Consider the following 22,987-nt stretch of genomic DNA (forward strand, 5'->3'; position numbering starts at 1 on the left):
AAATCGCGTCCCTGCTTTTGAGCACCCACCAAAGGTTCTTAGTCGACGACCTTGCCGCCGGAAACTGTTTGTTTGCCTTTCAAGCCGATCGCGAACTTGGCCAGATAGTCGTTGGGCTTATTGGCGTCGAACGGTACTTTGTCGATGAAGAAGTTTTGCGAAGGCTTGATGGCGGTGTCGGCCGGAAAATCCTCGGCCTTGGCCTTGCCTTCGGCGACGAGTTCCTTCGCGGCGGCCAGATAAATGTCGGGGCGGTAGACATTTTTCGCGGTTTCCAGATACCAGTTGTCCGGTTTGGCTTCGTTGATCATGCCCCAGCGGCGCAATTGGGTCAGATACCAGACCGCGCTGCCGTAGGATGGATAGCTGGCGCCGTGGCGGAAAAAGGTGTTGAAGTCGGGTAGCGAACGCTTGTCGCCTTTCTCGTACTCGAAGCTGCCGTTCATGCTGGCCGCCAGTACCTCGACGTCGGCGCCGACGTATTGTTTTTGCGACAGCATTTCGATGGCTTCCTTGCGGTTTTTGTTGTTCTCGGCGTCCAGCCAGATCGAGGCGCGGATCAGCGCCTTGGTCACCGCCAGATAGGTGTTTGGGTATTTATCGGCCCAGGTCTTGGTGACGCCGAAGACTTTTTCCGGCGTGTCTTTCCACAGCTCTTCGTCGGTGATCACCGGCACGCCAATCCCTTTGAATACCGCTTGCTGATTCCAGGGTTCGCCGACGCAATAGCCGAAGATGGTGCCGGATTCCAGCGTGGCCGGCATTTGCGGCGGCGGCGTTACCGACAGCAGTGCGTCGGCGTTGACCTGACCGGAAATATCCTGCGGTGGCGCGTAGTAACCGGGATGGATGCCGCCGGCCGCCAGCCAGTAGCGCAGTTTCAAATTGTGCGAGCCGGCCGGGAAGGTCATCGCCATGTTGAAGGGCTTGCCTTCGGCCTTGTATTTGTCCACGACCGGTTTTAACGCGTCGGCTTTGATCGGGTGAACCGGTTTGCCGCCGTCCATCGGCACGTTGGGCTTCATTTGCTTCCAGATGTCGTTGGAAATGGTGATGGCGTTGCCGTTAAAACCCATGCTGAAGGCAGTCACGATGTCGGCCTTGGTGCCGAAGCCGATGCTGGCCGCCAGCGGCGCCGGCGCCAGCATGTGCGAACCGTCCAGTTCGCCGTTGACGACCCGGTCCATTACCACTTTCCAATTGGCTTGGGCTTCCAGTTGCACGAACAGGCCTTCGTCCTCGAAAAAGCCTTTCTCGGCGGCGACGGCCAACGGCGCCATGTCGGTCAGTTTAATGAAGCCGAATTTCAGGTCTTCTTTTTCCGGCTTGCCGGCCGCCCAGGCCGAACCGGCCAGGCCGGCGGCGATCAGCGTAGCCAAGGCCGCGATCAGAGATTTCGGAGCGAATGTCGTGCGATAAGTCATGGCGGATTCCCGTGGGTTTGAAAAAGTCAGGCCAAAAAAAGGCGTCTACCCCGTTTCGTTACCGAAACGAGAGTTAGACGCCTTTGTCTGTCGGCTCTACGTCGAGCCTAAATTCAGTCGGCTCCTATCGCGGAGCCACGTTAGCCCGAAAGCAATTCGGATGCCAAAACCGATATTTCTGAGTCGCTTTTCGATAATTTAATTAAAAATCAATAATATGACTTGAGTTCGGTCGGTCGCGGTTGTCGGTGTGGCTTGTCGGTGTGTGGCCAAGTGGGATCAAAGTTGCACTCAATCGGTACGGTTTACGACATTTTGCACGCTTGTGGTGCGGAACGATAGCGCGATGCGGCGAAACCGCTACACTGGTAGTCAGCCAATTCACTTTCGAGGATGCAGCCATGGGCAAAAAGAAATCCGAACGACCGAATTACAAGGACGTGCTGCGGCAGTTGCAGGTAGAACTGGTCAAACTGCAAAGCCATATCATCAAGCACGGCGATAAGATTTTGATCCTGTTCGAGGGCCGGGACGCCGGCGGCAAGGACGGCACCATCAAGCGCATCATTCAGCATCTGAGCCCGCGCGAGACTCGAGTGGTGGCCTTGGGCAAACCGTCGGATCGCGACCTGGGGAGCTGGTATTTTCAGCGCTATACCGAGCATCTGCCGGCCGCGCAAGAAATGGTGCTGTTCAACCGCAGTTGGTACAACCGGGCCGGCGTGGAACGGGTCATGGGATTTTGCAGCGACGCCGATTACCACGAGTTCATCGAAACCGTCGCGCATTATGAGCAATTGCTGGTGCGTTCCGGCATCAAGCTATTTAAGTACTATCTGGATATCAGTAAGGAAGAGCAAAAAAAGCGTCTGAAGGCGCGGCTGGACGATCCGCTGAAACAATGGAAGATCAGCCCGATCGACAAAGCCGCCCAAAAGCATTGGCGCCAATACAGCGAGGCGCGTAACATCATGTTCGCCCGGACCCATCATTTATCGGCACCTTGGACCGTGGTGCGCGCCGACGACAAGCAGGCGGCGCGCGTCAACATTATCAAGGATTTATTGTCGCGACTGGATTACAAGGGTCGCGACGAGGAGTTGATCTTGCCGGACGGTAATGTCGTTTTCAACTACGAAGAAAGCTATTTGCATAACGGCATGATCGCGCCTTAGCCGGCGACCGCCGAGACGGCCGCCTGCCGCCCTTTACTTGGCGGGTTTCGCGGCCGGTTTCGCGGCTTCCGGCGCGGGTGTTGGGGTTGCCGGCCCAGGCGGTGCAATCGGCCCGTTCGCCGGCGCCGGTGCGGTTGCCGGGGTTTCGTCAGCGGTCGGCGGGGCGGTAGCGGGTCCGATATAGCCTTGTCGCCAAGCCCAGCCGGCGCCGGCCAGCAACGCGAGCAGCAACAACAGCGCGGGCCAGCGGCTGGGTTTTTCGCCGAACGGATCGGCCAGATGGGTTTCGGCGTCCTTGGGTAGTTTGGCGACGTCGGTCAGCAAATGGCCGAACGGAATGTTGATGTAGGCCTTGGCGTTGACCGCCCAGCCGCAGGCGTCCAGCAACGGCGCCAGATTGCGTTGGCGAAGTTTCAGAAAGGCGATGAACATCGATGGTCCGGAAACCGCCATCATGATGCCGACAATCACCAACGGCATTTGCCACCATTGCAAGGCCAAAAAGCCGCTAAATACCGAAGCCAGCGCGGTGCCGATCGCGCCGATCGCCAGACCGATGGCCGCGAAGATCCCGGCGAACTTGCCGACGTCGAAAGCGGTCGCGGCCGGCGCCTTGCCTTCGCCGGCCTGAGCGCCGGCTTCGTTGATACCCTTGAATGCGCCTTCGTGGGCCGCCTTGTCGCGGGCGCTGGCACTTTTTTCCAATTGTTCGTTAATCATCCGTGCCACCCGTTTATAGGGAGCCCAGAAGGCTTGCTGGATGCTGATCGGGTTTTCGATAATCTTAACGACGGTCGCGTCCCAGTCCTGTCCGGCGCGGTCGTAAAACACGCCGTTGCGGCCGACCCGCAAATTGTCGCTGTCGCCGTCGGTGAACGCGGCGGCAATCGTCAGTTTCTCGCTGCTGCCCTGGCGGCGGCATTCGCAGTACGCCAGAAATATCTTGCTCAGTTCGGCCAGTTTGCCGTGGGTGGCGACGTCGTCGACCTTAACGCACAGACGGCAAGCCCGGCCGTCCAGATACAAGGTACCGGCCTGAAAGATCGCGTGCGGCTCGGCGGTGTAAAAATCGCGGAAGGAGACGAAGTTGTTCAGCAGCCGGTACAGGTCGCGGTGATAGTGCAGCAAGCGGCTCAGGCCGTCGATCGCGTCGGCTTCGGCCTTCAGGGCCAGATCCTGTTCGATCAACGCCGCCAGCTTGGCTTGGGTGCCGCTTTCCAGATAGGTTTTGACGCTGGCGATCGGCAGGCCGGCGGCCGCGCTGGCCGGCTTTTGCGCCAGCCAGGCCCGGTAGTCGGCAAACCGGCCGAGTACGTCCCGCCATTGGGCGTAGCTCAAACTTTCCAGCGTGCCGAGTAAGGGCGTCAGCACGTCGGCGCGTAATTGCGCTAGCGCCTCGCTCCAGGCCGGATTTAGGCCGTCATCCAGCGGCAGATCGCGGTCGGGCGCGATGGTGGCCAACGGCAGTTGCGCCACCGCTTCCAGCTCAGGCGCCAGATCGAATCCGGCCAGTTGTTCGTAGCGGGCGTCGCTGGGATTCAGTGCCGTGGCGGCGCGTTCGTCGAAGGCCGCCAGCCGGCAGCGGGTAAAATAATCGTCGATCTTGGCCTTGATTTTGTCCAGCGAGGCTGCCGCCGATTCCGGGTCGGCGATGTTGCCGCGCACCTGGGCGGCTTCCCGGTCGCATTCCCGCCACCAGTCGTAATAGGCCTGGGCGTCCGCGAAGAATTGCGTCAGTTTTTCGGCGTCGATGCCGGGCTCGCCGCAACGGTCGATCAACTCGCCTTGGCAGGCCATGATGTCGCTAATAGCCGCTTGGCCGGTTTCGTCGGCGGCGGCTTTGGCCGGGACGATGCCGTCGCCGTTAAAACGGGTTTCGGCAAAGATTTTCGCCATGTCGGCCAAATCTTCGTCGGTGATTTCGCTGGCTTGCGGTTTGCCCAGATTTTTCAGTACTTCCTTGGCGCAAGCCAGCAGCTGCTTGCCTTCCTCATCGTGGTCGTTGATCGCCGCCAGCGGCAGGCTGGCTTTTTGTTGTAGCAAATCGGACGGGTTTTTCAAGACCTTGCCGACCCAGCGTACCGCCGCCAGCACCTCCGGTACCCGAATCCGGCCGTCGCCGTCGCTGTCGAGCAGTTGTAACGTGCGTTCGTCGAAGTACAGACCGTGGGTCGGACAACTCAGCGCCGCCCACAATTTCTGATCGAGTTCCGGCAGCGCCAGTAAATCGCTGGCGCGCTTCAGTTCCACTTGGTCGAAACCGCCGAGTTTGGCGAAACGCCATTTTTCGGCGGGTTGGCGTGGATAGGCTTGATTCATCGGAGGGTCTCCCTGCTTGGTGGCGTACGATTGCAAATACTAACTGAAAACCGGAAATTCGCCGTCTCTGTCCCGGAAACGGCCGAACCTTGACATCGACAGGCGGGGGCGAGCCGCGAGCCGCCGGATTGGCGGCAAGCCTGAATCGGCTGGACGCGGCAGAGCTTAAGCCACTCGAAAACGGAGTGCAAATATCGGCCGCATATAAAAAGCCGTGTTCGTCTGTAAAGCGACCGCGGCTACCCAGAGGGGGCGACAACGAGCGATCGGCACGAGGTCGGCGATATTTTTTGCTTCGGGCCTATTAATCCGGCGATTCATTCGAACGCGCCCAGCAAGCCTTCCGAGTTGGCGTCTCGTTCGCCGAGCGGCGCCAGGCCGAAGCGGGTTTCGATCAGCTTTAGGATGGCCGTCGTGTCGTAGCGGGTGTGGTCGATGTAGTGTTTTTTCGCGAACGGCGAAACCACGACAGCCGGAATCCGCGTACCGGGTCCCCAACGATCGCCCTCGGGCGGGGCGACGTGATCCCACAAACCGCCGTATTCGTCGTAGGTGATGACGATGGCGGTGGAAGGCCAGATCGGGCTGGCGCGAATCGCTTCGACGACATCGCGAACATCCCGGTCGGCTTCCAGGATGCTGGAGTAGCCGGGGTGTTGGTTGCTGCGCCCGACCGGTTTGTAAAACGCGACTTGCGGAAAGCCGGTTTTCAGGTCTTCGAACAAGCGCTGTTTGTCGCGCAAATACTCGGCGCGGGCGGCGCTGTTCGGCGCGTAGTTGGCGTAGTAGATAAAGGGTTGGTGGTGGTACTGAAAGTTGTCGCCAAGGTCGCGGCCGGCCACGGCGTCGTCCCAACCGCCGGCATACCAGGCCCAACTCACGCCCTTGTCCGACAAGCGATCACCGATGGTTGGCGCGGTTTGTATCGGCAGACGTCGTTCGGGGTGCTTGTCGTCGTGCGGTGGATAAAACGGTTGTATCGTGCCGACCGCGTAGCCATCGCTGGTGACACTGGGATCGCCGACCGGCTTGCCGGTGGCCGGGTCCGCCTGCCAGTGCAGCATGTCGTCCGGCGCATTGTCGAAACGCGGCGTACAGGCGCAGATCAGCCATTGATGATTCAAAAACGAGCCGCCGTAAGCCGCCTGGAAAAAATGGTCGGCCAGCGTGAACTCCTTGGCATATTGCCACAGCGCGGTGCCGGCCAGATTGTAGTAGCCTTGGGTCAGCCCGCCGGCCGACGATAATTGCGCGAAACGGTCGTTACGGCCGGCGTTGATTTGCATCTGGTGGATGAAAAACCGGTGAGTCAGATCCGGGTGACGTTGGTTGGGGTTGATGTAACGGCCTATGTCGAATGGGGCGTTGGCGAGATCGGCCGGGAAGCGCTCGTCGTTTTTGCCGTCGCTACGAATCGGCGGCAGCGTGCCGTAGGGCCTACCGAATTCGTCGATTTGCGGCGGCGCCGATTGGGCGTTGCTGAGGCCGTCGGCGCCGGGAAATAGGCCGAACATGTTGTCGAAACTGCGGTTTTCCAGATAGATCACAACGATGTGCTCGATGCGCGATAAATCGGCGGACGATGCCACCGTAGACAGCAGCGCGCCGGTCGCTAACATAGTGATCTGCAAACATTTCATCAATAAACTCCGGGATGTGGGGCGTCATAATAAGAAAACGATTAAATTCGGCAATTGCCGGCGGATTGGATTAGAATTCGACGCAACGATGGCACAACGCCGTCGCTCCGTAAAGATCTGGAGGCCCCATGGACATCAATACCCAATACTCGCAATCCAGCGCCCTGACCACTCAGGCAACCCGTGATCTTGAAGCACCCAAAAGCGCCGAATCGGCGGAGCCCAAATCGGTTACGACGCCGGATCGCGATTCCGATAGCGACAATCAGGCCGTTGGCGATACCGTGAGCTTTTCCCAAGCCTCGTTGCGCTTGGCGCAAAACCAATCGAAGACCGACGCACAACCGGCGCTGAATTCCAGCGCCGAAGCGCGCCGGGCCGCCGAGGATCTGGTGAGCTCCAGCGCGGCCAACCCGGCGGCTTTCTACGCCGCTCAAGGCAACGGCACGCGCATCAACGTTGGCGGTTTGTTAGGCTAATCTCAGCTGCATATATAGGTATTTTACGACGGCCGCGGGCTTCATGCTCGCGGCCGTTTTTTTGTCCGGCGGATTGAGATACCCACTCGCTTAACTCGTCACACCGGCATTCCGGGCCTGGGAGACGTAAGCTATTCGTGTTTTATAGGGGCGTTCGTTTAGAAGTGTTTCCCAACCCACGTCGTTTGGGCGCCTAAATTCCTTTGTGGCTTAAGTTTCTCCTCGCCCCCAAATCCGCTAGACGGATGTAGGGCATGGCCAGGTGGGTGTTCTCGGCTGGGTAAAGCGATGCGGCAATCCCAAAAGGTCGGCATGCGCAAATAAGGCGCGCCCAACGTTTCACCGCGCCAGCCCAGAGACAAGCCGTACACTCGGCAGTCCGGATGTCGGCCCGACCGCCGGCGTCCATCAATTCGGCAGGCCGCTGCGCCGATTGCGGCCAAGTTGTCCGCGCCGCCGCGGTTCGTGAGCGTTCGGAACCGACTGGGTGGATTTCGTCGGCCACGGGCGGTTCGATCGTCAGGCTGGCCTGTTGAGATATACCAATTGCCTCACACACCAAGCAATTGACGCAGGTCGTTTTCCTGAATGGCTAGCCAGACAGTATCGATCCAACACAGAACGCTGGGGCAATGACGGTTGGGGCGATGCCCGACATGTCGATTGATTCCGGTGTGAAGTAGTCGTGATCTGGGAAGACTTGCTGTGACAGTAGTCGACTGAGACCACGCCGCGTTGTTGCCGAAACAGCAGTCGTCCAGCAATCGCCGATCCTGCAGCAACAATCCGCCGACATTCGACGGCCGGGTTCGGCGTTACCTCCAGGTCCCGATCGTATTCTCGTCACGGTCTATTACGGAGTGTCAAACCTAGGTTCGACGCTCCGGATTCAAAGCGCGACCGAGCAAAGACGCCGGGTTGGACTATTCAGGGATCATCGCATGGCGCGCTAGCAACCGCTGCTTTTCCGTCCGGATCGCACGCCATTACAGCGCATGGCATAAGTTTTGCCCTTTGACGGAGCATCGGCATCGCCATTCATCCGACATCTGACCAGGAGTCATCATGCGCATTTCCTTCAACGCCGCCAGCCTCGGTACCGCTCTGGCCGGCCGCGCGGGTTTATCCCAAGATAAGGTTAAACTGACCAGCGAATCGGCCGGTGTCGCTCTGATAAAGGCATCGAATGTTCCGGTGTCGGCCGTTGGTTTCAGTTCGTGCAGGTACCCGCGCCGGATTTGTCTAGACCTCCGGTCGCGGTTGACAGCTTTAATTACGATACCAGCATCAGGGTGCGGATCGCCCGCGGCCAGATGGTCGAGCCGGGCGGTACTTCCCGGCCAGGGACGGCGAATTGATGGACTGTAGCCAGTTCGCCGAGCGGTATTGCCTCGCCACCCACAAACTGAAGAGTTGTTGCTGGCATGCCGTGCAAGCCGCTGCCATACCTTTTGCTAACCCAATATGAGTTGGCTCTCCAAGCCACTGGCCGAGGCGGGAACTAAATCGCCGCTGTCGACCTAAGGTTCGTGAAACAATGTTTGCCAAAGGGAAATACCAAACGATGGCCAAGCCGCGGCTTCAACTCCGTTAGCAGGCTAACCGCCGCGACGCCGTCGTCAGTGTCCAGGTTCCAGCGATTAATCGTTACCGCTTGAAGCCCGGCCGGCTCGCCTTGCAATGCAACCGTTTTTCGACTCTCGGCGGAACCGGCGGCCGCTTCGCACGCCTAATAACGACAATACCTTGGCAACCTTATATCCTCATATAGAATCCCTTGCATGACTAACCCAACCCCCATCGATGCTTCTATCCGGCGCCGCTCTCGCTGGTATTGGCGCGGCGCACTTTCTACCCTCGGCGTGATCGGTATTCTGGTCTATCTGCAATTCGGTCAGGCCGCGCCCGATACTAAAGCCGAGCGCGGCTCCAAAAACCGGCCGCCGTTCGGCGAGCGGCCGGACGCACCGGCTGTCGTGGCCATCCAATCCGCCGATAGCGGCGATTTTCCGGTGTATTTGCACGCGCTAGGCACTGTCACCGCGCTACGCACCGTCACCGTCAAATCGCGCGTCGACGGCGAATTGGTGAAAGTGAACTTCAACGAAGGGCAAATGGTCAAGGCCGGCGATCTGCTGGCCGAAATCGACCCGCGGCCGTTTCAGGTGCAGCTGCAACAAGCCCAAGGCCAGCTGACCCGCGATCAGGCCTTGCTGCAAAACGCTGAGCTGGACCGGGTCCGCTATCAAACCCTGCTGGAACAAGATTCGATTGCCGCCCAACAAACCGTCACCCAAGAATCCCAGGTCAAACAATATCGCGGTAATGTCGAGATGGACCAGGCCCTGGTCGATAATGCCAAACTGCAACTCGGTTACGCCAAACTGACCGCGCCGATTTCCGGCCGAGTCGGCTTGCGGCAAGTGGACCAAGGCAACCTCGTCAGAGCCGGCGATGCCAACGGCTTGGTGGTGATTACCCAACTGCAACCGATCAGCGTGGTGTTTACCTTGCCGGAAGACAAGTTGCCGGACGTGGTAAAACGCTATCGCGAAGGCAAGGAGATTGGCATCGAAGCTTACGACCGCGCCGGAAAAATAAAACTGGCCGACGGCAAACTGATCGCGCTGGACAATCAAATCGATCCGACAACCGGCACCCTAAAATTGAAGGCCCAATTCGACAACCGCGAGCAAACCCTGTTCGCCAACCAGTTCGTCAATATCCGCATGCATCTGGACACCTTGCGCGGCGTCACTCAAATACCGAGCGCCGCGCTGCAGCACGACAGTCAGGGCGCCTTTGTCTACGTGGTCGATGCCGAAAACATCGCCCATCTGCGCCGGGTGGAACCGGGGCCCAGCGAAGGCGAAAAGGTCGCGATCGAGAAGCGGATTGCGCCGGGCGAAACCTTGATCGTTACCGGCATCGACCGGGTCAAGGATGGTGGAGTGGTCGATGTCGCCGAAAAAGACGGTCAGGCAGTGGCGGCAAGGCCGGAACTACAGCCCAAGCCGGCAGACGAATCCGGCCAACGTCGGCGGCGCGGTTAAGCCATGAGTTTCAGCGATCCCGGCAAGGCGGGCTTCAATCCGTCTCGACTGTTCATTCTGCGGCCGGTTGCCACCTCATTGCTGATGGTGGCGCTGTTGCTGGTCGGCGTGTTGGCCTACCGGCTGCTTCCGGTCTCGGCGCTGCCGCAGGTCGATTATCCGACGATACAGGTCACCACGCTGTATCCCGGCGCCAGTCCGGAGGTGATGACCGCGATTGTCACCGCGCCGCTGGAACGGCAATTCGGGCAAATGCCGGGCTTGACGCAAATGACCTCGATCAGTTCCGGCGGCGCCTCGGTGATCACACTGCAATTCAACTTGAGCCTGGACCTGGACGTCGCCGAGCAAAGCGTACAGGCCGCGATCAATGCCGCCAATAATTTCCTGCCCAGCGACCTGCCGCAAGCGCCGATCTACAGCAAGGTCAATCCGGCCGACACGCCGATCATGACGCTGGCGGTCAGCGCCGAATCCATGCCTTTGTTCAAGGTCGAAGACCTGGTAGACACCCGCCTGGCGCAGAAGATCGCCCAATTGCCCGGCGTCGGCATGGTCAGCATCAGCGGCGGGCAAAGGCCGGCGGTGCGGATTCAGGCCAACCACAAAGCACTGGCGGCTTACGGCATCAGCCTGGAAGACGTGCGCTCTGCGATCGCCGCCGCCAACGTCAGCCAGCCCAAGGGCTCGATCAACGGCCCGACCCGCGCCGCGACCATAGACAGCAACGATCAACTGCGCTCGGCCGCCGAGTACCGCGATCTGGTGGTGACTTACAAAAACGGTGCACCGGTGAAATTGACCGATGTCGCCACCGTAATCGACGGCGCCGAGAACGCCCGGCTGGCGGCCTGGGCCAACGACAAGGCCGCGATCATCGTCAACATTCAGCGCCAGCCCGGCGCCAACGTGATCGAGGTGGTAGACCGCATCCAGGCCTTGCTGCCCAAGCTGCAAGCCTCTTTGCCGAGCGGCGTCGAAGTGAACGCACTCACCGATCGTACCGTAACAATCCGGGCCTCGGTACGCGACGTACAATTCGAATTGCTGCTGGCCGTGGCCCTGGTGGTGATGGTGATTTTTCTGTTCCTGCGCAACATTCCGGCGACCATCATCCCCGGCGTCGCGGTGCCGCTATCGCTGGTGGGCACCTTCGCGGCGATGTATCTGGCCGAATTCAGTATCAACAACCTGACCTTGATGGCGCTGACCATCGCCACCGGCTTTGTCGTGGACGATGCGATCGTCGTCATCGAAAACATCTCGCGCTATATCGAGCGCGGCGAATCGCCTCTCAAAGCCGCCTTGAAAGGCTCGGAGCAAATCGGTTTCACGATTATTTCGCTGACCTTCTCGCTGGTCGCGGTGTTGATTCCCTTGCTGTTCATGTCCGACGTGGTCGGCCGGCTGTTTCGGGAATTCGCGATTACCTTGGCGGTGGCGATTCTGATTTCCGCCGTGGTGTCGTTAACGCTGACGCCGATGATGTGCGCCAAGCTATTGCGGCCCGGCTCCGGACATCAACACCAAAATGAAATCAGCGACGACTGGTTCGGCCGGCTGATTAAACTCTACGGGCGCAGCCTGAGCTGGGTAATGCAACGCCAAGCGGCGACTTTGGCGGTATTTTTCGCCACCGTGGTACTGACCGCCGCGCTGTACCTCTGGATACCCAAAGGCTTTTTCCCCAGTCAGGACACCGGCATTATTCAAGGTTTTTCCGAAGCGCCGCAGACCGTGTCGTTTCAAGCCCTGGCCGAACAACAACGCAAGCTGGCGCAACGCATCCTGAAAGACCCGGCGGTCGAGAATTTGTCGTCGTTTATCGGCGTCGACGGCATCAACGCCACCCCGAACAGCGGCCGGTTTTTGATTAATCTAAAACCGCACGACCAACGGCCGCCGGCCCGCGAAATTATCGCCCGTCTGAAAGACCGGCTGGCCGATTTGCCCGGTATACAACTGTATTTGCAACCGGTGCAGGATTTGACGATGGAAAACCGCGTCACCCGCACCCAATATCAATTTACGTTGGAAGGCGCCGATCTGGACGAATTGAACCGCTGGACCGGCAAATTGGTAGACCAGCTGCAAGGTCGGCCGGAATTCGCCGACGTGGTCAGCGACGTACTCGACCAAGGCCGGCAGGTGTTCGTCAACATCGACCGCGCCACCGCCAGCCGCTTGGGCGTCAGCACCGCCGCGATCGACAATGCGCTGTACAGCGCTTACGGCCAGCGCTTGGTTTCGACGATATTCACCCAGGCGAACCAATACCGGGTCGTGTTGGAAGTCGATCCGGCCGAGCAGACCAGTCCGGCGGCGCTGAACGAATTGCGGGTGCCGTCGACCAACGGCAGCCAGGTGCCGCTATCGGCCATCGCCGAATTGTCCGAGCGGCCCACCACGCTGGCGATCAACCACCTCGACCAGTATCCGGTCGCCACGGTATCGTTCAACCTGGCGCCGGGCTATGCGCTCGGCGACGCCGTGAATGCGGTCGAAGCCGCCAAGAGCCAAATCGAATTGCCGCTGGCGATCCGTAGCGAATACCAAGGCGCCGCCCAAGCCTTCAAGGCATCCTTAAGCAATACGCTGTTGTTGATCCTGGCGGCGATCGTGACCGTGTACATCGTGCTAGGTGTGCTGTACGAAAGCTACATTCATCCGCTGACGATATTGTCCACGCTGCCCTCGGCCGGGGTCGGCGCTTTGCTGGCCCTGCAGCTGTCCGACGGCGATCTGGGGATTATCGGCATCATCGGCATTATTTTGCTGATCGGCATCGTCAAGAAAAACGCCATCATGATGATCGACTTTGCGCTGGAAGCCGAGCGCCATCAGGGGCTGCCGCCGGACCAGGCGATTTACCAAGCCTGCTTGCTGCGCTTCCGGCCGATTCTGATGACCACGCTGGCCGCGCTGCTGGGTGCCTTGCCGTTGATGCTGGGCAACGGCGTCGGTTCGGAATTGCGCCACCCGCTGGGTATTACGATGGTCGGCGGCCTGCTGCTCAGCCAATTGCTGACCTTATACACCACGCCGGTGATTTATCTGGCGATGGATAAGCTGGCGCGGCGGGTCAAAACCGCTCTAGGAGTTGAGTCCGGCGACGCCGTCGAACAGGACCTGCATTGATATGAATCTGTCCGCGCTATTCATCCGCCGCCCGGTCGCCACCACCTTGCTGACCGTCGCCATCAGCCTGTGCGGGGTTTTAGCGTTTTTGAATCTGCCGGTTTCGTCGCTGCCGCAGGTGGACTTTCCGACCGTTGCGGTGCAGGCGCAATTGCCCGGCGCCAACGCCGAAACCATGGCCGCGACGGTCGCCACGCCGCTGGAGCGTGCGTTGGGACGCATCGCCGGCGTCACCGAAATGACCTCCAACAGTTCGCAAGGCTCGACTTCGATTACGTTGCAGTTTGATTTAAACCGCGACATCGATGGCGCCTGCCGCGACGTGCAGGCCGCGATCAACGCCGCCGCCAGCATGCTGCCCAGCGGCATGCCCAACCGGCCCAGTTATCGGCGCGACAATCCGTCCGATTCGCCGATTCTGATCCTGGCGCTGACCTCGGACAGCTTCACGCGCGGCCAGCTGTACGATTCCGCGTCGACGATTTTGCTGCAAAAAATTTCGCAAATTCCCGGTATTGGCCAAGTGCAAATCGGCGGCGCGACCCTACCGGCGGTGCGGGTGGAACTGAATCCCAACGCCTTGAGCAAATACGGCATCGGTTTGGACGACGTGCGCAACACCATCGCCCAAACCAACATCACCCGGCCCAAGGGCGTGTTGGAAAGTGCAGACACCCGCTGGCAAATCCAGGCTAACGATCAGGCCCGCACCGCTTCTGAATATCTGCCGCTGATCGTCGCTTACCGTAGCGGCGCGCCAGTGCGCATCGCCGACCTGGGCGAAGCGGTCGATTCGGTCGAGGATTTACGCAACACCGGCCTGAAAAACGGCAAACCCTCGGTGTTGCTGATCATCCGCAAACAACCCTTGGCCAATGTGATCCAAACCGTCGATCAAGTGCTGACGGTGTTGCCGCAACTCAAGGCCGCTTTGCCCAGCAATATCGAGCTGTCGGTGGTGGTGGATAGATCGTTGTCGATTCGGGCGTCTATCCGGGAAGTCGAGCACGGCTTGTTCGTCGCGGTGGTCCTGGTGATTTTGGTGGTGCTGGTATTCCTGCGTAATCCGCGTTCGGCGGCGGTGCCGATCGTCGCGGTACCGGCTTCGCTGCTGGGTTCCTGCGCGGTGATGTACTTCTGCGGTTTTAGCGTCAACAACTTGACCTTGATGGCCTTGACCATCGCCACCGGCTTTGTCGTGGACGATGCGATTGTCGTGGTCGAAAACACCAACCGGCATATCGAGGCCGGCATCGCACCGTTCAAGGCCGCGCTGCTGGCCGCCAAGGAAGTGAGCTTTACCGTGTTGGCGATGAGCGTGTCGCTGGTCGCGGTGTTTCTGCCGATTCTATTGATGGGCGGCGTGCCGGGCCGGCTGTTTCGTGAATTCGCGGTGACTTTATCGGCCGCGGTGCTGGTTTCGCTGCTGATCTCGTTGACTACCACGCCGATGTTGTGCGCGCGCTGGCTGGGCAAGGAGCCAACGGAACACGGACCGATCTATCGCGGTATCGGCGCGGCCTTCGATTGGGTGCAGGACAATTATCGCATCAGCCTAAGTTGGGCCTTGCGTCATGGTCGGATCATGCTGAGCCTGTTGCTGGCGACGATAGGCTTGAATTTTTATTTATACGGCGCCATCGACAAAGGTTTTTCCCTACCCAGGACGGCGGCCGTTTGTTGGGCGAGATACAAACCGACCAAAACACCTCGTTTCAAACGCTGCAAAAGCAGTTTGGGCAAATCTCCGAGATTTTGCTGAAAGACCCCGCGGTCACCAATGTCGCCGGCTTTGCCGGTAGTTCGCAAAGCAGCAATAGCGCGCGGGTGTTTATCACGTTGAAGCCGCACGGGGAGCGCGAAGCTATCGAGATCGTGATGGACCGATTGCGCAAGGCGGCCGGCCGAATCCCCGGCGCCAATTTGCATATGTTTCCGGCCCAGGAGCTGCGCATCGGCGGACGGATGTCGTTTGGATTGATCGATTACACCTTGCAAGCCGACGATCTGGCCTTGTTGAAAGAATGGACGCCCAAGGTCCAGGCCGCCTTGGCCCGCTTGCCCGAACTGACCGATGTCAACAGCAGTCAGCAGGATAAGGGCGAGCAAATCGGCTTGACCGTCAACCGCGATCTGGCCGCGCGTTACGGCGTCAGCCAGGCCCTGATCGACAACAGCTTGAACAGCGCCTTCGGTCAGCGGCAAGTGTCGGTGATTTACAATCCGCTCAACCAATACCGGGTGATCATGGAATTGGCGCCGCAATATTGGCAATCGACGGACAGTCTGAAACAACTGTATATCAGCGCGCCGGCCCAGAGCGGCACCGCGAGCATCGGTCAGCCGCGTCAAGTGCCGCTGTCGGCGCTAGCCAGTTTTGCCCCCAGCAACGCACCGCTGTCGGTGCGCCATCAAGGCCAGTTCGCGGTCAGCGAGCTGTCGTTCAATCTAAAACCCGGCGTGGCAATGTCCGGCGCCAGCGCGGCGATCGATCAAGCCTTACGCGACATCGGCTTGCCGGCGGCCGTCACCGGCAGTTTTCAAGGTTCCGGCAAAGCCTTTCAGGACGCGTTGCGCAATCAACCCTGGCTCATTTTGGCGGCGCTGATCAGCATTTACATTGTGCTCGGTGTGCTTTACGAAAGCCTGGTGCATCCGTTGACAATACTGTCCACGCTGCCGTCGGCCGGCGTCGGCGCGTTGTTGGCTCTGATGGTTTGCGGTAAGGAGTTCAGCATTGTTGCGCTGATCGGCGTGATCCTGTTGATCGGCATCGTCAAGAAAAACGCGATCATGATGATCGATTTTGCGTTGCTGGCCGAGCGCGAGCGCGGGCTGGATTCGCGCGAGGCGATCTTTCAAGCGTGCATGCTACGCTTCAGACCGATCCTGATGACGACGTTGGCCGCGCTGTTCGGCGCATTGCCCTTGGTCTTAGGTAGCGGTTACGGCGCGGAACTGCGCCAGCCGCTGGGCATCGCTATCGTCGGCGGCTTGATATTCAGCCAACTATTGACCTTATACACAACGCCGGTGGTTTATTTATATCTGGATCGGTTTCGGCTCCGGATGCTACGGCTCGGCGCAACGCCATTGCCAGCCTGACGCACACGGGGCCGCGTGACTTGACTTGGTCGCCCGCGCGCGACTCAGAGATCAAGGTCATGCCGATAGCCGGACATTTCCAGCGTTTTGCCCCGGCCGGCCGCTCCGACCAAGCTAAATCGGCCCGGCGCCGCCACCCGCCTCTGCTCGGAGGAGAGGCGCGGCGTTTTGATGGAACGCATTTAGATCGTTTCGCCGAGTTGCATGCCGAACCGCCAGGGAAAGGGTGCGCATGAGGCCGTCAACGTCGAGTTAACACCGCCGGCTTCGGCGGAGCACAGGCGATTTAACGTGACGCGGAAACGGCGCGAAGCGGCGCACCAGCCATTTACGCAATTCTTCGCAGATTAGCAGGCTCAGCGCGAACGGCAGCGTGAACAGCCAGACTTCGTGGCCGAGCGGCGCGGTGCCGAACAACAGATTGCCCCACGGCGTGTAGACGATGGCGAGTATCAGCGCAATCTCCACGGCGACGCCGGCCAGTATTAGCCGGTTGTCCAGCAGGGGCGTGGCCAGCAGGCCGCGCTGGCGTTGCTTGCAGAGGAAGACGTTGGCGATCTGCATCACAATGATCGCGGTCAGGTAGGCGGTCGTGGCCCGCAGGTACAGCGGATCGTGGCGCGGCAGGCTGGCGCCGTAGTCCCAGCCGGCAGCGTTCAGCACGAAGAAAAACGCCGCCATTGCCGCCGCGGCTTCCAGCAAGCCGAGAAATCCGTAAGCTCGGGCCAGCAGGCGCCAGTCGATCAATGACTCCTGGCTCGAGCGCGGCGGCTTGCGCATTGCCGCCGCATCGGGTTTCTCGACGCCCAGCCCCAAGGCCGGCAGCATGTCGGTGCCCAGATCGACCGCCAGAATTTGCAGGATGGTCAACGGCAGCGGAATCTTGAACAGCACGAAGGCCAGGTAGGGAATCACTTCCGGGACGTTGGAGGTGAGGATGTAGGTCAAGAATTTGCGAATGTTGTCGAACACCGCGCGGCCTTCTTCGATCGCGGCGACGATGCTGGCGAAATTGTCGTCCAGCAAAATCATGTCGGCGGCCTCCTTGGCGACGTCGGTGCCCGCCAGGCCCATCGCGATGCCGATGTCGGCCTTCTTCAAGGCCGGCGCGTCGTTGACGCCGTCACCGGTCACCGCGACCACTTGCCGCTTACGCTGCAACGCTTCGACGATGTGCATTTTCTGATCGGCGCCTACCCTGGCGAACACAATTTCCGGCGCATCCAAGGCCAATTGCAATTGGCTGGGCGTGAGTTTTTTCAGCCGGTCGCCGGTGATGACTTTGGGATGGTCGGATTGCACCAGACCGATTTGGCGGGCGATCGCGACCGCCGTGTGCGGATGGTCGCCGGTGACCATGATGACTTTGATCCCGGCGATCCGGCATTGGGTTATGGCGTCGGCGACTTCCGGGCGCGGCGGATCTTCCAAGCCGACCAGGCCGCTGAAAATCAGCGCCGCTTCAGGGTCGGCGCCAACGCTGTCGGCCAGCGGGCGGTGGGCTAGGGCCAGTACCCGCAAGCCTTGATCGGCCATGGTCTGCAGGGCGTCCTGGAGTGTGCGGCGGCCGGCGTCGTCCAGCGGCAGAATCTGATCGGCGACGGCGATTTGCGAGCACAGCGGTAGCACCATTTCCAGCGCGCCCTTGCAATACAGCCGCTTGCCGGCCGGGGTATCGTGCAGCGTGGACATGCGCTTGCGGTCGGTGTCGAACGGCACTTCGCCGATTTTGGGATAGGCCACGCGCATACCTTGGTCGTGAGCCAAATTGACCAGCGCGACTTCCATCGGGTCGCCGAGCAAGTGCTGGCCTTCGACGCGTTTCAGATCGTGACATAGGGCCGCGCAGGCCAGGAGCTCGGCATGGTGTCGCAGACTGTCGCGGCCCAATTCGTCCGGCCGACAGTGGCGATTGTCCAGAAATAGTTGTTTGACCGCCATTCGGTTCTGGGTCAGCGTGCCGGTTTTATCGGTGCAGATGACCGTGGTCGAGCCCAGGGTTTCCACAGACGGCAAATTGCGGATCAAGGCGTTGCGCTTGGCCATGCGCTGGGTGGCCATTGCCAAGGCCAGTGTCACGGTCGGCAGTAGGCCTTCCGGTACGTTGGCGACGATGATGCCGATCGCGAACATGAAATTTTCCCAGAAGCTCAGGCCGATGGCCTGGCCGATCAGAAAAAATGCCGCGCCCAGCAACAGCGCCAGTAGCGCGACGAAGCGGCTCAGCCGAGCGATCTGGCGTTGCAACGGCGATTGGCCCTTGATCGTGGTTTTCAGTGTGTGGGCGATTTTGCCGAATTCGGTGTGCATGCCGGTGGCGAACACCACGGCCTTGGCCTCGCCGGCGACCACCGATGTGCCGGCCAGCAGAATGTTACGACTTTGCGCCAGGTCTTCGGCCGCCGACGGTAGAGCGTCGCGGCCCTTGGGTAGGGATTCGCCGGTGATGGTCGAGTTATTCACCCGCAGGTTGAAAGCCTCCAGCAGTCGGCAATCGGCCGGGACGTTGTCGCCCTCCTGCAAGACCAGCACGTCGCCGGGCACCAGTTCGTCCGCGAGAATTCGGCACAGCGCGCCGTCGCGCACTACTTTGACCTGGTTCGGCAATAATTTGCGTAGCGCGGCAATGGCCTGCTCGGCCTGGACGCGCTGCCAAAACGAGAAGCAGCCGTTGATCGCGATCACGCCCAATATTGCGTAACCCAGCGTCGCCATGCCTTCGCCGGGTTGTTGGGACTCGGCGAAGAAGGCCAGACCGGCCGCCAGCCAGAGTATCAGCGCGAAGAAGTGTAAAAACTCCCCTGCAAACAACAGCCACTGCGATTTTTTTCGGGTTTCTTCGAGACGGTTGAAACCAAACTCGCGCAAGCGGCCTTCAATTGTCGTATCGGCCAGGCCGTTGGGGCCCGAACCGAGACTGTCGAGGGCTTCCTCGGGCGTTAGGTGGTGAATTTTCATGGTAGCTTCGTGCGGTCGGCTAGCGTGTCGTTTAGTTTAGCGGTGGCCGAGTGATTCCGGATGGTAAATGTCGGCGACGACGCTGCTCGGGATCGGGCATTGCTGATAAAATGAACGGTCTGAGAGTGCGAGTTCGCGGTAGGATGACGTTTTGAGGAAGCAAACATGTGGAGCGGCTACGGGATGACCGGCGGGCGCAGGGCGTTGGCGGCGGGGTTGGCGTTGAGCTTGGCGGGATGCGTTTCGCCGCCGGCCCTGGACAGGGCCGTCATCGAGTACGATAAGGCCACTAACGACGTGTTGGCGAAGCAGTTGCTGCTAAACATCGCCCGCGCCCATCAACACCAACCGCTGCATTTCACCGGCGTATCCAATATCGCCGCCACCTTCAATTTCCAGCTCAATGCCGGCGCCACGCCGGCGCTGACCGGACCGACCGGCTCGCTGTTGACGCCGGTATTCGGCGGCAGCCTGTCCGAGAATCCGACCATTAGCATCGTACCGATCGAAGGCGAGGAATTCACCCGCCGCTTGTTGACGCCGTTTCAGGAAAGCAAGCTGACGATGTTGCTCAGGCAAGGCGTGGACGTGGATTTGTTACTGCGCCTGTTGGCCGGCGAGCTGCGCTTGTCCGGCGGAGATCAAGCCGGCATCCATCGCAACTTGCCTGCGGACGCCGATGGTTATCGGGTATTTCGCCAGGCCGTGTTGCATTTGTCGTCGATTCAAGATCGTCACCGCTTGTTCGTCGAGCCGTTGCTGTTCGAACGTAGTTGGACTTTGCCGGCCGATGCGTTGCCGGCCGAACAACTGGCGGCGCTCGAAAAAAACTACCAAGTGACTTTCGATCCGGCGCGTAAACAACTGACATTGACCAAGCGCGAGGTCGGCCGGATCGTGCTGACCAATTACGATCCGGCTACCTTAAGCAACGAGGAACGGATGCGTTTGCAGCAGGAAGCCGAGCAGGGCGCCGACAACGATGTCAGCGTTGATATTCGCCCCGGATTTCCGGGTGGCGAGTGGCCGTTGCACGGTGTGTTCCGCTTGCGCAGTTTTCATAACGTATTGAATTTTGTCGGCCAAACCTTGGACGATATGCCCGAATATTCGGTGGCCCGCCATCCGGCCACGCCGGAAGTTCGCGAAAATCCGGTGGAAACGCTGGCCTTGACGGTCGGCGACGAGCCCGACGACGATCCGAGCGTGCGCTTGGGCGACCGTTACTATTCGCTTCGCCCTGAAATCGGCTATCAATGGAACCGGGAAGGCTTTCGGTTGCTCTGTCAGATTTTTCAAATGACGATGACCCAGTTCGCCCAATCCGGGGCTCCCGTCATCACGATTTCCAAATAAGGGGAAAGTTTTTGGCCGAATCCATCGATAGCAACATGATTATGAAATGCGTGGCCTACCGGCACGGCATTGGTATCGGAGAAGTGTCGATTCCGGACATCAGCGAAGTGATCCGGCAGGATCAGACCTTCGTGTGGTTGGGCTTGCGAGAAACCAATTCGGCCTTGTTGGCCGAGTTGCAACAAGAATTCGGTTTGCACGATTTGGCAATCGAAGATGCCTGCGCCGCTCATCAACGACCGAAAATCGAGGAATACGCCGATTCGTTGTTCATCGTGCTGCACACCGCTAGACTGGTCGACGATAAAGTGGAGTTCGGTGAAACCCACTTGTTCATGGGGGCGAAGTTTTTGGTAACGGTTCGACACGGTTCGTCGCTGAGTCACGCCAAGGTACGCGAGCGTTGCGAGGCGATGCCGCAGCAATTGGCGAAGGGACCGGGGTTTGCGCTGTATTCGATCATGGATTTTATCGTCGATAACTATGTCCCGGTGATCGACGGCTTGCAACAGCGCTTCGAGGTGCTGGAGTCGGCGATTTTCGAGCAACGGCCCAGTCGGCAGACCATGGAAGGCTTGTACGAACTAAAGCGCGAGCTGTTGATGCTGGAAGCGGCGATCACGCCGGTGATCGACATCTGCAACGAATTGATGCGCTTTCATAACGGCTTGATACCGAAGGACGTGCGGTTTTATTTTCGCGACATCGCCGACCATATCAAGCGCATAGACCGATCGATTCAAGGCATGCGCGAGATGCTGATCGCGGCGATGCAGGTTCACCTGACCTTCGAAACCGTGCGGCAGAACGAAGTGGTTAAAGGTCTGGCCGGTTGGGGGGCGATTCTGGCGATCCCGACGATGGTGTTCAGTTGGTACGGTATGAACTTCCGCCACATGCCGGAACTGGAGTGGACCTTTAGTTACCCGTTGGTGCTGGGCGGCGTGGCCTTGAGTAGCTTGCTGCTGTATTGGCGCTTGAAGCGGTCCGGCTGGTTGTGAGTCGTGCTCGTAAGGACCAAATTATAGAGATGATGGATAGCCGATGCCCTGATTGAATGTTTATTTTTAAATCCCTCAACTGTTTCAACCATCAAAAACCGGCGAATGGCGCCACGGAAACACCATACAATGAAGTTTAGCGTTTTAGTTAGAAGACTTTCCCACCCCCAAGTCAGACGCCGCTTGAAGATCGGCTTGTCGATCTGGGCAATCGCGATAGCCGTGAGTGTTGTCGCCAAACTGGCCTATGACATCGGCTATTTCAAAGCGCAGTCGATGATAGACGAAAAAAATGCGGCGGCCCCGGCCACTCGCTCGGTATTGACGCTGGAATACGCACAGCGGATCGTATCCGGCGCGTTGAACGAAGACCCGAATAATCCGAAAACTGTCGTAAGTCAGGTAGTCGATAATAACCCCAGGCTGGCGACGATTGTCGTGGAAAACAATAAGCAAAAGAAAATCGCCTGGATATTTGAGATGCGTTTGTTTTTTGTCGGCGATTTGCTCAACGACCAGGGTTATAACCTGACCGAAGCCATCGAACGTCAGCAGGATATGTACCGGAATAATCGCTGATCGGCGCGGCTTGCGGGCGATCAACACGCCTGGACGGCGAGTGTTGGAACCCCGTGCAGACGGATAGCCCAAACTCCTATCAGCGAGCGTGAATGCCGAGGGCCGTTGGTGGAGCGGCGTCTTTCGGCGCTGAACGACAGTCTCACGGAATTCGAAGTGGAATAGGGCATTTTCTCGGCGTAAACGCTATCGGACACCGTTCTTGTATGGCGAGGCGGCAGCGTTCGTGATTCGGGCGAAAAGATTATCGCAATCGTCGAACGCGGCGGCTTTTAAAATCGCGAATCGGAACTACGCTTCATTTTCTAAACCGGCTCCAAGATCCAGGCTAGCCGAATCGGCCGCGTTGGGCTATAACCTGTCTGTCGTCAAATTTCCCTATAATCGGTGTGCCAGAGGCACTCGAATTTGAGTAGGCTAGCTAGCCAAGAATCGACGGCGTTAACTCAATAATTTTTTTTACCGCTCCAAGTCGCGCGAGGTTTATTGCCAAGCTTCTAATGCAAATTCCGGATCACCAGGGATATGCGTTTCGATAGTTCAGCTTAAAACAAACACATACTCCCTACAGGCGGTCAGCTTTTTCGATTAATTTTTGCCGCAAGGATTTTGGTCTTGATGCGCCGCGTGATTCGCACTCATCGACTGGATCTTGCTCATACTTTGGAAGTCGATTATGAATACAAAACTATTTGTTGCCACGGCCGCTCTCACGACTATTGTAGGGTGTGCCGTCACTCCCGACCAGACCGCTCAGACG

Annotated in this window: 11 protein-coding genes and 1 pseudogene; 8 read left to right on the forward strand and 4 right to left on the reverse strand. The window is 59.2% G+C overall.

Annotation, left to right across the window (positions count from 1 at the left end; translation table 11 throughout):
• Positions 1–38: 38 nt before the first annotated feature.
• On the reverse strand, positions 39–1,424 hold the full coding sequence (locus ACP4CD_RS02015; RefSeq protein WP_064028688.1) for a CmpA/NrtA family ABC transporter substrate-binding protein: 1,386 nt from the start codon (positions 1,422–1,424) through the stop codon (positions 39–41).
• A 401-nt stretch (positions 1,425–1,825) separates the two neighbouring features.
• Here ACP4CD_RS02015 and ppk2 point away from each other — a divergent pair, with 401 nt between their 5' ends.
• Complete coding sequence (ppk2, locus tag ACP4CD_RS02020) at positions 1,826–2,599, forward strand: polyphosphate kinase 2 (protein ID WP_064028691.1); 774 nt, start codon at positions 1,826–1,828, stop codon at positions 2,597–2,599.
• A 33-nt stretch (positions 2,600–2,632) separates the two neighbouring features.
• Here ppk2 and ACP4CD_RS02025 read toward each other — a convergent pair whose 3' ends face one another.
• The gene (locus ACP4CD_RS02025) at positions 2,633–4,918 is read right to left on the reverse strand and encodes a hypothetical protein (protein WP_426993215.1); all 2,286 of its coding nucleotides are present in this window, start codon (positions 4,916–4,918) and stop codon (positions 2,633–2,635) included.
• A gap of 317 nt (positions 4,919–5,235) precedes the next feature.
• A complete protein-coding gene (locus ACP4CD_RS02030) occupies positions 5,236–6,558 on the reverse strand; it encodes an alkaline phosphatase family protein (protein WP_426993217.1) in 1,323 nt (440 codons plus the stop codon).
• Between the two features lie 128 nt (positions 6,559–6,686).
• Here ACP4CD_RS02030 and ACP4CD_RS02035 point away from each other — a divergent pair, with 128 nt between their 5' ends.
• The 4 genes and pseudogenes from ACP4CD_RS02035 (at position 6,687) to ACP4CD_RS02050 (ending at position 16,333) form a co-directional block, all read left to right on the forward strand.
• Positions 6,687–7,037: a hypothetical protein gene (locus ACP4CD_RS02035; RefSeq protein WP_426993219.1), complete on the forward strand. Its 351-nt coding sequence runs from the start codon at positions 6,687–6,689 to the stop codon at positions 7,035–7,037.
• Between the two features lie 1,781 nt (positions 7,038–8,818).
• Positions 8,819–10,090 carry an MdtA/MuxA family multidrug efflux RND transporter periplasmic adaptor subunit gene (locus ACP4CD_RS02040; protein ID WP_426993220.1) on the forward strand — a complete coding sequence of 424 codons (1,272 nt, stop codon included), beginning with the start codon at positions 8,819–8,821 and terminating at the stop codon, positions 10,088–10,090.
• 3 nt (positions 10,091–10,093) lie between these two features.
• Positions 10,094–13,228 carry an MdtB/MuxB family multidrug efflux RND transporter permease subunit gene (locus ACP4CD_RS02045; protein WP_426993221.1) on the forward strand — a complete coding sequence of 1,045 codons (3,135 nt, stop codon included), beginning with the start codon at positions 10,094–10,096 and terminating at the stop codon, positions 13,226–13,228.
• A 1-nt stretch (position 13,229) separates the two neighbouring features.
• A pseudogene (locus tag ACP4CD_RS02050) lies at positions 13,230–16,333 on the forward strand (efflux RND transporter permease subunit).
• Between the two features lie 252 nt (positions 16,334–16,585).
• Here the strand turns inward: ACP4CD_RS02050 and ACP4CD_RS02055 are convergent.
• A complete protein-coding gene (locus ACP4CD_RS02055) occupies positions 16,586–19,291 on the reverse strand; it encodes a cation-translocating P-type ATPase (protein ID WP_426993223.1) in 2,706 nt (901 codons plus the stop codon).
• A 165-nt stretch (positions 19,292–19,456) separates the two neighbouring features.
• On the opposite strand from ACP4CD_RS02055, the gene ACP4CD_RS02060 reads away from it, so the two are divergent.
• The 3 genes from ACP4CD_RS02060 to ACP4CD_RS02070 all read left to right on the forward strand — a co-directional run bounded on the left by ACP4CD_RS02060 (position 19,457) and on the right by ACP4CD_RS02070 (position 22,227).
• The gene (locus ACP4CD_RS02060) at positions 19,457–20,647 is read left to right on the forward strand and encodes a hypothetical protein (protein ID WP_426993224.1); all 1,191 of its coding nucleotides are present in this window, start codon (positions 19,457–19,459) and stop codon (positions 20,645–20,647) included.
• Positions 20,648–20,682: 35 nt separating this feature from the next.
• Positions 20,683–21,648, forward strand: a complete 966-nt coding sequence (gene corA, locus ACP4CD_RS02065; protein WP_064028715.1) for a magnesium/cobalt transporter CorA — start codon at positions 20,683–20,685, stop codon at positions 21,646–21,648.
• 129 nt (positions 21,649–21,777) lie between these two features.
• The gene (locus ACP4CD_RS02070; protein ID WP_071157896.1) at positions 21,778–22,227 is read left to right on the forward strand and encodes a hypothetical protein; all 450 of its coding nucleotides are present in this window, start codon (positions 21,778–21,780) and stop codon (positions 22,225–22,227) included.
• The last annotated feature ends 760 nt before the right edge of the window (positions 22,228–22,987 follow it).

The organism is Methylomonas stagni, assembly GCF_050154735.1.
Classification (GTDB): Bacteria; Pseudomonadota; Gammaproteobacteria; order Methylococcales; family Methylomonadaceae; genus Methylomonas; species Methylomonas koyamae_A.

What these genes read in the sequence shown, in the direction of transcription:
- ACP4CD_RS02015 (WP_064028688.1), bottom strand. Translation starts at nt 1,424, where the DNA reads ATGACTTATCGCACGACATTCGCTCCGAAATCTCTGATCGCGGCCTTG.
- ppk2 (WP_064028691.1), top strand. Translation starts at nt 1,826, where the DNA reads ATGGGCAAAAAGAAATCCGAACGACCGAATTACAAGGACGTGCTGCGG.
- ACP4CD_RS02025 (WP_426993215.1), bottom strand. Translation starts at nt 4,918, where the DNA reads ATGAATCAAGCCTATCCACGCCAACCCGCCGAAAAATGGCGTTTCGCC.
- ACP4CD_RS02030 (WP_426993217.1), bottom strand. Translation starts at nt 6,558, where the DNA reads ATGAAATGTTTGCAGATCACTATGTTAGCGACCGGCGCGCTGCTGTCT.
- ACP4CD_RS02035 (WP_426993219.1), top strand. Translation starts at nt 6,687, where the DNA reads ATGGACATCAATACCCAATACTCGCAATCCAGCGCCCTGACCACTCAG.
- ACP4CD_RS02040 (WP_426993220.1), top strand. Translation starts at nt 8,819, where the DNA reads ATGACTAACCCAACCCCCATCGATGCTTCTATCCGGCGCCGCTCTCGC.
- ACP4CD_RS02045 (WP_426993221.1), top strand. Translation starts at nt 10,094, where the DNA reads ATGAGTTTCAGCGATCCCGGCAAGGCGGGCTTCAATCCGTCTCGACTG.
- ACP4CD_RS02055 (WP_426993223.1), bottom strand. Translation starts at nt 19,291, where the DNA reads ATGAAAATTCACCACCTAACGCCCGAGGAAGCCCTCGACAGTCTCGGT.
- ACP4CD_RS02060 (WP_426993224.1), top strand. Translation starts at nt 19,457, where the DNA reads ATGTGGAGCGGCTACGGGATGACCGGCGGGCGCAGGGCGTTGGCGGCG.
- corA (WP_064028715.1), top strand. Translation starts at nt 20,683, where the DNA reads ATGATTATGAAATGCGTGGCCTACCGGCACGGCATTGGTATCGGAGAA.
- ACP4CD_RS02070 (WP_071157896.1), top strand. Translation starts at nt 21,778, where the DNA reads ATGAAGTTTAGCGTTTTAGTTAGAAGACTTTCCCACCCCCAAGTCAGA.